The sequence below is a fragment of the Confluentibacter sediminis genome, from assembly GCF_003258355.1.
Classification (GTDB): Bacteria; Bacteroidota; Bacteroidia; order Flavobacteriales; family Flavobacteriaceae; genus Confluentibacter; species Confluentibacter sediminis.
In genome coordinates this window covers 95,363-107,728 of record NZ_QKPO01000012.1, presented here as the reverse complement: position 1 = coordinate 107,728, position 12,366 = coordinate 95,363, and the positions used below count along the sequence as shown (strand labels likewise).

The following is a 12,366-nucleotide window of genomic DNA, read 5'->3' as shown; positions in this document are numbered from 1 at the left end:
GACGTTTTACCAAAAAGTTTGAAACAAATAATAAATTACATAAAACGTCATAAAATAAAGTCGGCAATTATCGCCGTTGTCTTAGTTATTTATTATTTTTCTTTACCAAGGCAACTTTTTAAAGAACCAACGGCAACCGTTATTACGAGTTCCAATAACGAATTGTTAGGGGCTCAAATTGCAAAGGACGGTCAATGGCGATTTCCTCAAAACGATAGTGTTCCAGAAAAATTTAAAACCTGCATCATTCAGTTTGAAGATGAATATTTTTATAAACATCCAGGTTTTAATCCAGTGTCTATTTTTAAAGCCTTACGAGATAATCTTAAATCTGGGGGTATTAAGCGCGGTGGAAGCACCATTACTCAGCAAGTAATCCGCTTATCACGAAAAGGACAATCAAGAACCTATTTTGAAAAGTTAAAAGAAATTATTTTAGCTACCAGATTAGAGTTTAGAACTTCAAAAAGCAAAATTTTATCTTATTATGCCAGCAATGCGCCTTTTGGTGGAAATGTTGTGGGGTTAGATGCGGCATCTTGGCGTTATTTTAATAGAAATGCAAAGGAACTGTCTTGGGCAGAAAGTGCCACACTGGCGGTTTTACCAAATGCTCCTAGCCTTATTTATCCGGGTAAAAACCAAGAAGATTTATTAATTAAGCGAAATAATCTTCTTAAAAAATTATTGGAAAATAACAAGATAGATGCTTTAACCTATAAATTATCAATCGCAGAAAGTATTCCTGAAAAACCATATGCTATTCCACAAATCGCTGCACATTTATTACAAAAAGTTTCAAAAACTAATGAAGGTGAAAGAGTAAAAACCACCATTAGTATAAAATTACAAGAGCAAGTAAATGGCATTGTTAAAAATCATTACAATCAATTAAGTCAGAATGAAATTTACAATATGTCTGTTTTGGTTTTAGATGTAAAAACGAGACGCGTAATGGCTTATGTAGGAAATTCACCAACCGATAAAGCCCACCAAAAAGATGTAGATATTATAGACAAACCCAGAAGCACTGGCAGTATTTTAAAGCCTTTTTTATATGCTGCCATGTTGGATGCTGGCGATATGTTGCCCAATACATTGGTTGCCGATGTACCCACACAATTTGGAAGTTATAATCCTGAAAATTACAATAAAACCTATGATGGTGCTGTACCCGCAAGTAGAGCTTTATCTAGGTCTCTAAATGTGCCAGCTGTTAGAATGTTACAAGAATTTGGATTGGATAGATTTCATCATTATTTAAAAGCACTAAATCTTAAAGACTTAAAATATAATGCCAATCATTATGGACTCTCTTTAATTCTTGGTGGTGCCGAAAGTAATTTATGGGACTTATGTAAAAGCTATGCGGCATTGTCTTCAACCTTAAATCATTTTTCTGAAACCTCAAGTGAATATTTTACCAATGAATTTTGCGAACCTACGTTTTTAGATTCTGAAATTATTGATTTTGGAAAGAAAACATCTGATAAAACATTATTTGATGCCGCGTCCATCTATTTAACTTATGAAAGTTTGAAAGAAGTGAACAGACCCGAAGGCGACGAAAGCTGGGAGTTTTTTGATTCTTCAAAACAAATAGCCTGGAAAACAGGTACCAGTTTTGGTTTTCGTGATGCTTGGGCGATTGGTACCACCAAAGATTACGTCGTTGGTGTATGGGTTGGAAATGCTGATGGTGAAGGCAGACCCGGGTTAGTTGGCGTTCAAACCGCCGCACCTATTTTATTTGACGTCTTTAGCTTATTACCCAATAGTCCATGGTTTTTAAAGCCTTTTGACGACATGCAGGAAGTTGATATTTGTAAAAAAAGTGGTTATAGAGCTTCTCCAAACTGTCCTGATATTGAGACCCAATTTATTCAATTAAGCGGGTTGAAAACAAAACCTTGCCCATATCATATTTTAGTGCATTTAGATAAAACAGAAATATACCAAGTCAATTCGTCTTGTGACGATTTAAGTACTATGGTTCACAAATCTTGGTTTGTTTTGCCTCCTTTAATGGCATATTACTATAAAACAAAAAATCCTTTTTACAAATCCTTACCAAAATTTAGAAGTGATTGTTTAGGTGAAAACACTATTACCATGCAATTTATTTACCCAAAGGAAAATAACACTATGTTTTTGCCTAAAGATTTTGACGGAAAAACGAATGAGCTCATTTTAAAAATAGCACACTCAAAACCAGAGTCCACTTTGTTTTGGTATTTAGATGACACTTTTATTGGAACCACAAAAGACATTCATGAGCTTGCTATCCTTCCAAAAGAAGGAAAACATAGTATCACCGTTGTAGATGAATTTGGAAATGAAGCCAAACGTTTTATTGAGATTTCACAGTAATTTATTATCTTAAAGGAAACCCTTTTGCTGCCCACCAAGGATGTATTTCAACAATTAAATTTCCTTTTTTTACCATAGGATCAGATTTAGCTAAACTATCTGCCATTTTAAGTGTTGGTACATTGTAAATAGTAATGCCTCGAATATCACCATTATCTCCAAAAGGCCCTGAAATATCTGCATATCCCAACTCATACATTCTATTTAAATGTGCTAAATGTTCCGTTTGTGACAGTTCTGCCTCTTCCTCATTTTGTGACCTAATTGGACCTGACTTTAAAAACGCTATGAAATATTGCTGCATTAAAATGGTGTCTTTTGTTTTTTCATCAATATAATCATACGTTTCAAATCCATTTGCTGTAAGTTCAGCCTTAATCTCTTTAATCGATTTTTTATGGGCAGTCTCTAAATCTAATGTATCTATATCTTTCACTTCTAAGCTATCTAAACGATCTTCCAAATGTTTAAGTTCAGATTCCTTTTTACAAGAAAAAAGAAATGTTATAAGTAATATCGACAAAATTAATTTCTTCATATTTATATTTTAAATGATTACCAAGTTTTAAAAGGCTGTTTGCTCAATTGAGAATTATAATAACGTATATCTCCCGTAACTTCCTGACCAAGCCAATTTGGTTTTTCATAGGCCTCAGTTTCATTTGTTAACTCCACTTCCGCCATCACTAAACCTTCATTATCTCCATAAAATTCATCTATCTCAAAAATATGGTCTCCTATCTTGACTTCATAACGTGTTTTTTCAACAATTCCTTTTTCGCATATTTTTAAAAGATTTTCAGCATCTATCAGTGATATTTCTTTTTCCCATTCAAATCTAGACAATCCATTATTACTAGATGCTCCTTTTATTGTTAAAAAGCCTTTATCTCCTTTTATCCTTACTCTTACAGTTCGTTCTTTATCGGTATTTAAAAATCCTTGAACTATTCTAGACTGTTTAAATGCTTCTTTTTTATATAAACTTGAAGTTACTAAAAATTTACGTTCTATTTCAATCATTTTTTCAATTTTGATAATTTTTCATTATGGACTTTAGATAAGGTTATTAAAGCAGTAATAGCTCCTATTGTGGCAAATAGCATATCCGATTGTGTGTCCCAAATGTATCCTTGTGTTCCCAAAAAAGAATCACCACCATCTCCCGTTATAATGGAAACTCCCCATTCAATAAATTCATAAGTAACGCTAATTGCCATAGCAATGCAAACAATAATAAAATTTAGCCAATTTTTACTTAACACGATTTTTTTTCTAATTAGCAACTCTCTTGTTATCATAGCGGGAACAAATCCTTGAGCAAAATGTCCTAATTTATCATAGTTATTCCTAGATTGATTAAAAATGTCTTCTAACCAATTAAACCAAGGAACTTCAGCATAAGTATAATGTCCTCCAATAATTAAAATGGTACAATGAATAAAAACAAGAAAATATATTAGATTAGTAAATCTAAATTTTTTGAATGTTATTATTAAAATAACAGTACCCATTATAGCTGGGATAATTTCCAAAAACCATGTAAAATATTCCAGGGGGTTAATAGCCGACCAAATTAATAGTAAGCATATTAAAAACAACAAAGAGTAAATAAACTTCATTGGCAAAGATTAGTAAATTTCAATCAAAAGCTATTTACTCAAATATATAGTATTTTTGGGGAACACATTCCATAATTATGTCAACTGATTTACCAATTAGAAAAATTATTCATATTGACATGGATGCATTTTATGCATCTGTAGAACAAATGGATAATCCAGAACTTAAAGGCAAACCTATAGCTGTAGGTGGTGGCGGTAAACGTGGGGTAGTAAGTGCTGCTAGCTATGAAGCTAGAAAATATGGTGTAAAAAGCGCGATGGCCGGAAACTTAGCCGCAAAATTATGTCCAGAACTTATTTTTATAAGGCCAAATTTTGAAAGATATACTGAAATTTCTAAAAAAATTAAAAAAATATTTTATGATTATACCGATTTGGTCGAACCTCTTTCTCTTGATGAAGCCTATTTAGATGTTACCCAAAATAAAAAGGGAAACCCTAGCGCTTCATTAATTGCAAAAGAAATACGGGAGCGCATATTCAATGAAATTGGATTAACGGCTTCCGCTGGAATTTCCATCAATAAATTTATAGCTAAAGTTGCCAGCGATTATAACAAGCCCAACGGACAAAAAACAGTGAACCCCGAAGACGTTATTGGCTTTTTAGAACAATTGGATATTCGAAAATTCTATGGGGTTGGGAAAGTGACTGCTGAAAAAATGTACCAATTAGGAATATTTACTGGGTTGGATTTAAAATTAAAATCCATGGAGTATTTAGATGAGCATTTTGGGAAATCTGGAAGGTATTATTACTATGTCGTTAGAGGGATTCATACCAGTGATGTTAAGCCTAATCGGATTAGAAAATCATTAGCCGCCGAACGTACTTTTGGAGAAAACCTATCCAGTGAAATTTTTATGTTAGAAAAACTCGAACATATTGCAGATGAAGTCTCAAAACGTCTTATAAAAAGCAATGTATCAGGAAAAACCGTCACTCTTAAAATTAAATATAGTGATTTTACACTTCAAACCAGAAGTAAAACTTTGCCCTATTTCATAAGCGATAAATCGATAATTCTTGAGACAGCAAAAGATCTATTATTTCAAGAAAAATTAAATAATTCTGTTCGATTATTGGGCATATCTATGTCAAATCTAAATACAGAGGCTATTAAAAAACCAGAAAGTAAAAGTATAAGCGTACAGTTGAAATTTGAATTTTAGTTATCCTCTTATAAAAAATCCTCTTAATATTTTTGTTTTTTTGAACTATGAAATAAAAAAGCATCCATTCTATTTGTACTAATAACTGTGTATGCTTTGCTCAAGAGCTAGACTCACTGTCGTCAGGTTGCATGGTCTTCCTATGGTAGTGTTCCGTTGTTTTATGGTACTAAAAACGATAAAAGCTTAGTTATTCGCTTTTAAACTTAAAAGTTTAGCTACATACTTTCCTAAAACATCAAATTCTAAATTTACCATGGTTCCCACTTTAAACGTAGAGAAGTTAGTATGATTATAAGTATATGGTATAATGGCTACACTAAAGCTATCCGTTTTAGAATTAACAACCGTTAAACTTGTTCCATTTACGGTTATGGAGCCTTTTTCAATGGTTATATTATTAAGCGAAGCATCATACTTAAAAGTAAATACCCAACTCCCATTAGCCCCTTCAATATGTGTACAAACAGCGGTTTGATCGACATGTCCTTGTACCATATGCCCGTCCAGCCTATCGCCAAGTTTCATGGCTCGTTCAAGGTTCACGCTATCATTAATTTTTAAAGTTTTTAAATTTGTTTTATCTAAAGTTTCCTTTATGGCCGTAACTGTATATTGGTCGTTATCTATACCAATCACTGTTAAGCAAACACCGTTATGGGCTACACTTTGATCTATTTTTAATTCTGAGGTTAAAACACTTTTTATAGTGATGTGAAGATTATCAAACTCTTCTTTTAAATTAGACACAACTCCTAAATCCTCAATTATTCCAGTAAACATATTATTATCTGTTTATTTAGTTAAATTTGCATCATCAAAATTACAAACTAAAGTTATCATTTTTAATGAAGAAAACAGAAAATATAGTTGTAGGAATATCAATTGGTGATTTAAATGGCATTGGTAGCGAAGTAATTTTAAAAACCTTTGAAGATGATAGAATCTTAGAATTTTGCACACCTGTTATTTTTGCGGCATCTAAAACAATAGCTTATTTAAAAAACCATTTTAAATCTGAAATAAAATTTAATGATCTAAATAAAATCAATGAGTTAGCTTATGGAAAAGTTAATGTGTTTAACTGTTGGAATGAAACGGTCACTATTGATTTTGGAAAAGAAGATTTAAAAATTGGTGAATACGCCATCAAATCCTTACAAGCAGCTACTAAAGCTTTAAAAAATGGTGACGTTGACGTCTTGGTAACAGCCCCAATTAATAAGCATAATATTCAATCTAAAGCATTTCATTTTCCTGGGCACACAGACTATTTAGCAAAAGAATTAGAAGGAGAAAGTTTAATGTTTATGGTTTCAGACTCCTTAAGAATAGGGTTATTGACCGATCACGTTCCCGTTAAAGATATTGTAGAACACATCACTCCTCAATTAATCGAAAAAAAAATAAACACTGTTTATAATTCCCTTCAAAAGGACTTTAACATAATTAGACCAAAAATTGCGGTTTTAGGCATTAATCCACATACTGGAGACCATGGTGTTATAGGTAATGAAGATGATACCATTATGAGACCTACACTTAACAAACTGAAAGAAAGTGGCCAATTAGTGTATGGGCCTTATGCTGCGGATAGTTTTTTTGGTTCTAATAATTATAAAAACTTTGATGCCATTATAGCATCCTATCACGATCAAGGATTAATACCTTTTAAAACACTTTCTTTTGGACAAGGTGTAAATTATACTGCTGGATTGAACAAAGTAAGAACCTCGCCAGACCATGGAACCGCATATGAAATTGCAGGAAAAGGAATGGCTGACGAAAATTCTTTTAAAGAAGCTGTTTTTATGGCCATTCAAATATTTAAAAATAGATTGGATTATAATGAACTGACTTCCAATACCTTAAAAAAAGGAACTAGAAGTAGCAGAAAAGACTATGACAATTAAATCTGTCGTACCTTTTAGAGCCATTTTAAACCCAAAAACATTAAAAAATAAGCTACTGAATCAGATAAATAAAAAAAAGTTTATATGTGATGTGGCTTAAATAAAAATTTATATATTTGCAGGCTCAAAATAGATGTGATTATGAAGCCATTAAAAGAATTCACAATCCCTTTTGTAGGATTAAAAATAGCCTCACATCACTTTGATTATGACATTGAGAAAACGTTCTTTGAATATTTTGAGTATGAAGATTTTAATGATGTAAACATTCATGTTAAAGTTGATCTTACCAAAAAGACAACATTAATGGAATTACATTTTAAAATTTCTGGAATTGTTAATGTTAATTGCGATTTAACAAATGAGCCATACGATCAAAAAATTAAAAATGAATTTGATTTGGTGGTTAAGTTTGGAGATGAGTATAACGATGAAGATACAGATATTCTGATTCTTCCACACGGGGCTTATGAAATTAATATTCAACAATATATATATGAATTAATTGTACTTGCAGTGCCAATTAAACGCATTCATCCAGGAGTAAAAGATGGCACATTACATTCAGATATACTTAAAAAATTAGAAGAACTAAGTCCTAAAATTGACTTAGAAAAAGAAGTGAAAGAGGATGATATAGATCCTCGTTGGAATACATTAAAGAAACTATTAACGGATAAATAAATAATAGAAAATGGCACATCCTAAGAGAAAAATCTCTAAAACAAGAAGAGATAAAAGAAGAACTCATTACAAAGCAACTGCGCCACAGATTGCTACCTGTCCTACAACAGGTGAAGCTCACTTATACCACAGAGCTCACTGGCATGAAGGAAAACTTTATTACAGAGGTCAAGTTTTAATTGATAATTCTGAAGCTGTAGAAAATTTAGCATAATTATTATGCTTGCATATAACAAAACGCTCACATGTGAGCGTTTTTTTTATGATATGTTTTTATAACAGTTCAAAAACCACTTAATTTGTATAATATTAGACCAAATTTCACTAATTTGAACAAATTTTGAGCATTTTAGTGAATTTTTTATGATTTTTTGGTCGAATTAACTATAAAGTTATGAGTAAAATCTCTGCGGCAATTACAGCTGTAGGTGCCTATGTACCAGAATATATATTAACCAATCAAATCCTTGAAACAATGGTTGATACTAACGACGAATGGATAACTTCTAGAACAGGAATTAAAGAACGTCGAATTCTAAAAGATGATGGTAAAGGAACCTCTTACTTAGCTATAAAAGCTGCCCAAGATCTTATTAACAAAACAGGAATAGACCCTAAAACTATTGAAATAGTTATTGTTGCCACGGCAACACCAGATATGAAGGCTGCTTCAACAGCTGCTTACACGGCTTCTGAAATTGGAGCAACAAATGCGTTTACATTTGATATGGACGCTGCGTGTTCAAGTTTTTTGTACGGTATGTCTGTGGCTGCCGGATACATAGAATCTGGAAGGTATAAAAGCATTCTATTAATTGGAGCGGATAAAATGTCTTCAATTATTAATTATAAAGATAGAGCAACTTGCATTATCTTTGGTGATGGTGCAGGAGCCGTTTTATTTGAACCTAATAACGAAGGGTTAGGCTTGCAGGATGAATATTTAAGAAGTGACGGTACAGGAAGGGACTTTTTGCAAGCTACTTATGGAGGTTCATCATATCCTATCTCTGTAGAGGCTATAGAAAAAGGTGGTCAATATGCATTTCAAGAAGGAAAAACAGTTTTTAAAAATGCAGTTTTTAATATGGCAGATGCGACAATAAAAATCATGAACAAAAATAATTTAACCAAAAATGACGTTTCATGGTTGGTAGCGCATCAAGCTAACAAACGTATTATTGATGCTACTGCTCAGCGAATAGAGCTGGAAGACGAAAAAGTAATGACCAATATAGAAAAATATGGCAATACCACGTCTGCTACGTTACCTTTATTATTAAATGATTACGAGTCCAGATTGAAAAAAGGAGACAATTTAATATTTGCCGCTTTTGGAGGCGGATTTAATTGGGGTTCTATTTATTTAAAATGGGCATATAATTCAGTAAACTAACCAAACCAAAAAATAATTAATTAGCAAATTATGGATATAAAAGAGATTCAAAACTTAATCAAGTTTGTTGCCAAATCTGGTGCAAGTGAGGTTAAATTGGAGATGGATGATATCAAAATCACCATTAAAACCGGACCAGATCCAGATACTGCAGCTGTACATTATGCTCCAGTAGCAACGCAACCACAAGCAACATATGCTCCTGTGAGTGAAGTAAAACCCGTTGTCGATTCAACACCAACGGCAACTCCCGCAGCAACAGAAAATTCAAAATATATAACAATAAAATCGCCAATTATTGGAACTTTCTACAGAAAACCATCACCAGACAAACCTTTGTTTGTGGAGGTTGGACAAACAATTGCAGAAGGCGATGTGCTTTGTATTATTGAAGCTATGAAACTTTTCAACGAAATTGAATCTGAAGTTTCAGGAAAAGTAGTAAAAATATTGGTTGATGATTCTTCTCCAGTAGAATTTGACCAACCTTTATTTTTAATAGACCCATCATAACCAGTTAAAAATTCCAATACACAAATCCCTAAATCCATTATCTGGAATTTGGAGATTGGAATTTGTAATTTTTAATTTTTAAAGTTATGTTTAAAAAAATATTAGTTGCCAACAGAGGCGAAATAGCACTGCGTGTTATTAGAACCTGTAAAGAAATGGGCATTAAAACCGTAGCTGTTTATTCTACTGTAGATGCAGAAAGTTTACATGTTAAATTTGCAGACGAAGCCGTATGTATTGGTCCTGCTTCAAGTAAAGATTCTTACCTTAAAATTTCAAATATTATAGCTGCTGCAGAAATTACCAATGCAGATGCTATTCACCCAGGCTACGGCTTTTTATCTGAAAATGCTAAATTTTCAAAAATATGTGAAGAACATCATATCAAATTCATTGGTGCTACAGCGGATATGATTGATAGAATGGGAGATAAAGCCAATGCAAAAGCAACCATGAAGGAAGCAGGTGTGCCCTGTGTTCCTGGTAGTGATGGCATCATACTAACGTACGAAGAATGCGAAAAAATAGCTAAAAAAACAGGCTACCCAGTCATGTTAAAGGCCTCTGCTGGTGGTGGTGGAAAAGGTATGCGTGCTGTTTGGAAACCAGAAAAGCTTAAAGATGCTTGGGATTCTGCTAGACAGGAAAGCAAAGCTGCCTTCGGAAATGACGATATGTACATGGAAAAACTTATAGAAGAACCCAGACATATTGAAATTCAAATTGTTGGAGACTCTACAGGAAGAGCATGTCATTTATCTGAAAGAGATTGCTCCATTCAGCGTCGTCATCAAAAATTAACCGAAGAAACCCCTTCGCCGTTTATGACTGACGAACTAAGAGAAAAAATGGGAAATGCCGCAGTTAAAGCTGCTGAATACATTAAATACGAAGGTGCTGGAACCATCGAGTTTTTAGTTGACAAGCATCGTAATTTCTACTTTATGGAAATGAATACTCGTATTCAGGTAGAACACCCTATTACAGAACAAGTGATTGATTTCGATTTAATACGCGAACAAATATTGGTAGCGGCAGGTGTACCTATTTCAGGTAAAAACTACACCCCTAAGTTGCACTCTATAGAATGCCGTATAAATGCTGAAGATCCATTTAATGGATTTAGGCCATCACCTGGTACAATTACCACATTACATGCGCCTGGAGGTCACGGTGTGCGTTTAGATACGCACGTCTATGCTGGTTATACCATTCCGCCAAATTACGATTCTATGATTGCCAAGTTAATAACCACTGCTCAAACTAGAGAAGAAGCGATTAATAAAATGAAACGTGCTTTGGATGAGTTCGTTATAGAGGGTGTAAAAACCACTATTCCATTCCACAGGCAGTTAATGGAAAACCCTGATTATTTAGCTGGTAATTACACCACTAAATTCATGGAAGATTTCGTGCTTGAAAAGCCAACAGAAGAATAAAAAAAAAAGTCCCAATTAAAATTGGGACTTTTTTTTTTGGGGACAATATGACGATAAAATTCGTTCAAACGGGGTCTTATATCTTTTTAAAAACAAAAGTACAAATTCACTATTTTTGCTAATCACTAACATTCAAACCCTTGAACTTTTCTTATTGGGAAATAAAAAGCTGGTTTACCAATATAGATTTCACTATAGTTGGTAGTGGCATTGTTGGTTTAAGCTGTGCCTTACATTTAAAAAGACGCTTTCCTAAATCTAAAATTTTAATACTAGAAAAAGGTATGCTCCCGCAAGGTGCTAGTACAAAAAATGCTGGTTTTGCATGTTTTGGTAGTTTAAGTGAAATTTTAGACGATTTAAAATCACATTCTGAAAAAGAAGTTATTGATCTTGTTAAAAAACGATTTAATGGCTTGCAATTATTAAGGGAAACCTTAAATGATAAAAAGATTGGGTATAAAAATTATGGTGGGTATGAACTATTTGATAAAAACGATGTCCTTTTTCAAGAATCTTTAAGTAAAATAGATATCATAAATCGTATGCTCTTCCCGATTTTTCGGGCGGATATATTTAGTATAAAAAATAATATTTTCAATTTTAAAAATATAGAAAATCAATGTGTTTTTAATCCTTTTGAAGGTCAAATAGATACTGGGATGATGATGGAAGCTTTACTTAAAAAAGTGCAATCAAAAGATATAAAAATTTTAAATAATGTTACCGTTGAACATTTTGAAGAAATTCAAAATTCAGTAAAAATAAAAACAAATTGGCTTGAGTTTTCAACGTCTAAATTATTAATAGCAACAAACGGTTTTGCTTCACAACTAATTAACGAAGAGGTTAAACCGGCACGTGCTCAAGTGTTAATTACAAAACCCATAAAAAATTTACAACTAAAAGGGACCTTTCATTTAGATAAAGGTTATTATTATTTTAGAAATATTGATAATAGAGTTTTAGTTGGGGGTGGTAGAAACCTAGATTTTAAAAGTGAAGAAACGACAGAGTTTCATCATACACAACTTATTCAAGATGCATTGGAATCCCTCTTAAAAACCTCTATTTTGGCAGAAACCCCTTTTGAAATTGAATATAGGTGGACTGGTATTATGGGTATGGGCAATCAAAAAAAAGCCATTGTAAAACAACTAAGTAACCATGTGTATTGTGGTGTTCGTCTTGGAGGTATGGGCATCGCAATTGGAAGTTTAATTGGAAAAGAATTATCTCAAATATTAGATTAGT

Annotated in this window: 13 protein-coding genes; 9 read left to right on the top strand and 4 right to left on the bottom strand. The window is 32.8% G+C overall.

Annotation, left to right across the window (positions count from 1 at the left end; translation table 11 throughout):
* Window positions 1-18: 18 nt before the first annotated feature.
* Window positions 19-2,370 (top strand): penicillin-binding protein 1C, encoded by a 2,352-nt coding sequence (gene pbpC / locus DKT72_RS11700; protein ID WP_111308930.1) that lies wholly within the window; start codon window positions 19-21, stop codon window positions 2,368-2,370.
* A gap of 4 nt (window positions 2,371-2,374) precedes the next feature.
* Here the strand turns inward: pbpC and DKT72_RS11695 are convergent, their stop codons facing one another.
* Genes DKT72_RS11695 through DKT72_RS11685 form a run of 3 tightly spaced genes read right to left on the bottom strand, consistent with a single transcriptional unit; the run spans window position 2,375 to window position 3,992 of the window.
* Window positions 2,375-2,908 (bottom strand): YciI family protein, encoded by a 534-nt coding sequence (locus DKT72_RS11695; protein ID WP_111308929.1) that lies wholly within the window; start codon window positions 2,906-2,908, stop codon window positions 2,375-2,377.
* A 17-nt stretch (window positions 2,909-2,925) separates the two neighbouring features.
* Complete coding sequence (locus DKT72_RS11690; RefSeq protein WP_111308928.1) at window positions 2,926-3,393, bottom strand: CYTH domain-containing protein; 468 nt, start codon at window positions 3,391-3,393, stop codon at window positions 2,926-2,928.
* On the bottom strand, window positions 3,390-3,992 hold the full coding sequence (locus DKT72_RS11685) for a DUF2238 domain-containing protein (protein WP_111308927.1): 603 nt from the start codon (window positions 3,990-3,992) through the stop codon (window positions 3,390-3,392). The genes DKT72_RS11690 and DKT72_RS11685 overlap by 4 nt, the downstream gene beginning before the upstream one ends.
* A gap of 77 nt (window positions 3,993-4,069) precedes the next feature.
* On the opposite strand from DKT72_RS11685, the gene dinB reads away from it, so the two are divergent.
* The gene (dinB, locus tag DKT72_RS11680) at window positions 4,070-5,167 is read left to right on the top strand and encodes a DNA polymerase IV (RefSeq protein WP_111308926.1); all 1,098 of its coding nucleotides are present in this window, start codon (window positions 4,070-4,072) and stop codon (window positions 5,165-5,167) included.
* A gap of 186 nt (window positions 5,168-5,353) precedes the next feature.
* On the opposite strand, the gene DKT72_RS11675 is transcribed toward dinB, so the two are convergent.
* Window positions 5,354-5,950 (bottom strand): riboflavin synthase, encoded by a 597-nt coding sequence (locus DKT72_RS11675; protein ID WP_111308925.1) that lies wholly within the window; start codon window positions 5,948-5,950, stop codon window positions 5,354-5,356.
* 65 nt (window positions 5,951-6,015) lie between these two features.
* On the opposite strand from DKT72_RS11675, the gene pdxA reads away from it, so the two are divergent.
* The 7 genes from pdxA to DKT72_RS11640 all read left to right on the top strand — a co-directional run bounded on the left by pdxA (window position 6,016) and on the right by DKT72_RS11640 (window position 12,365).
* The gene (gene pdxA, locus DKT72_RS11670; protein WP_111308924.1) at window positions 6,016-7,080 is read left to right on the top strand and encodes a 4-hydroxythreonine-4-phosphate dehydrogenase PdxA; all 1,065 of its coding nucleotides are present in this window, start codon (window positions 6,016-6,018) and stop codon (window positions 7,078-7,080) included.
* 141 nt (window positions 7,081-7,221) lie between these two features.
* A complete protein-coding gene (locus tag DKT72_RS11665; RefSeq protein WP_111308923.1) occupies window positions 7,222-7,764 on the top strand; it encodes a YceD family protein in 543 nt (180 codons plus the stop codon).
* A 10-nt stretch (window positions 7,765-7,774) separates the two neighbouring features.
* The gene (gene rpmF / locus DKT72_RS11660) at window positions 7,775-7,978 is read left to right on the top strand and encodes a 50S ribosomal protein L32 (protein WP_111308922.1); all 204 of its coding nucleotides are present in this window, start codon (window positions 7,775-7,777) and stop codon (window positions 7,976-7,978) included.
* Window positions 7,979-8,158: 180 nt separating this feature from the next.
* Window positions 8,159-9,160 carry a beta-ketoacyl-ACP synthase III gene (locus DKT72_RS11655; RefSeq protein ID WP_111308921.1) on the top strand — a complete coding sequence of 334 codons (1,002 nt, stop codon included), beginning with the start codon at window positions 8,159-8,161 and terminating at the stop codon, window positions 9,158-9,160.
* A 30-nt stretch (window positions 9,161-9,190) separates the two neighbouring features.
* Complete coding sequence (accB, locus tag DKT72_RS11650; protein ID WP_111308920.1) at window positions 9,191-9,673, top strand: acetyl-CoA carboxylase biotin carboxyl carrier protein; 483 nt, start codon at window positions 9,191-9,193, stop codon at window positions 9,671-9,673.
* Window positions 9,674-9,759: 86 nt separating this feature from the next.
* Window positions 9,760-11,112 (top strand): acetyl-CoA carboxylase biotin carboxylase subunit, encoded by a 1,353-nt coding sequence (gene accC, locus DKT72_RS11645; protein ID WP_111308919.1) that lies wholly within the window; start codon window positions 9,760-9,762, stop codon window positions 11,110-11,112.
* Window positions 11,113-11,252: 140 nt separating this feature from the next.
* Window positions 11,253-12,365 (top strand): NAD(P)/FAD-dependent oxidoreductase, encoded by a 1,113-nt coding sequence (locus DKT72_RS11640; RefSeq protein ID WP_111308918.1) that lies wholly within the window; start codon window positions 11,253-11,255, stop codon window positions 12,363-12,365.
* The last annotated feature ends 1 nt before the right edge of the window (window position 12,366 follow it).

Bases quoted from the DNA above. Each gene is read 5' to 3' on its own strand.
- DKT72_RS11690 (WP_111308928.1), bottom strand. From the start codon at position 3,393: ATGATTGAAATAGAACGTAAATTTTTAGTAACTTCAAGTTTATATAAA.
- accC (WP_111308919.1), top strand. From the start codon at position 9,760: ATGTTTAAAAAAATATTAGTTGCCAACAGAGGCGAAATAGCACTGCGT.
- pdxA (WP_111308924.1), top strand. From the start codon at position 6,016: ATGAAGAAAACAGAAAATATAGTTGTAGGAATATCAATTGGTGATTTA.
- accB (WP_111308920.1), top strand. From the start codon at position 9,191: ATGGATATAAAAGAGATTCAAAACTTAATCAAGTTTGTTGCCAAATCT.
- rpmF (WP_111308922.1), top strand. From the start codon at position 7,775: ATGGCACATCCTAAGAGAAAAATCTCTAAAACAAGAAGAGATAAAAGA.
- DKT72_RS11675 (WP_111308925.1), bottom strand. From the start codon at position 5,950: ATGTTTACTGGAATAATTGAGGATTTAGGAGTTGTGTCTAATTTAAAA.
- DKT72_RS11685 (WP_111308927.1), bottom strand. From the start codon at position 3,992: ATGAAGTTTATTTACTCTTTGTTGTTTTTAATATGCTTACTATTAATT.
- DKT72_RS11665 (WP_111308923.1), top strand. From the start codon at position 7,222: ATGAAGCCATTAAAAGAATTCACAATCCCTTTTGTAGGATTAAAAATA.
- dinB (WP_111308926.1), top strand. From the start codon at position 4,070: ATGTCAACTGATTTACCAATTAGAAAAATTATTCATATTGACATGGAT.
- DKT72_RS11695 (WP_111308929.1), bottom strand. From the start codon at position 2,908: ATGAAGAAATTAATTTTGTCGATATTACTTATAACATTTCTTTTTTCT.
- DKT72_RS11655 (WP_111308921.1), top strand. From the start codon at position 8,159: ATGAGTAAAATCTCTGCGGCAATTACAGCTGTAGGTGCCTATGTACCA.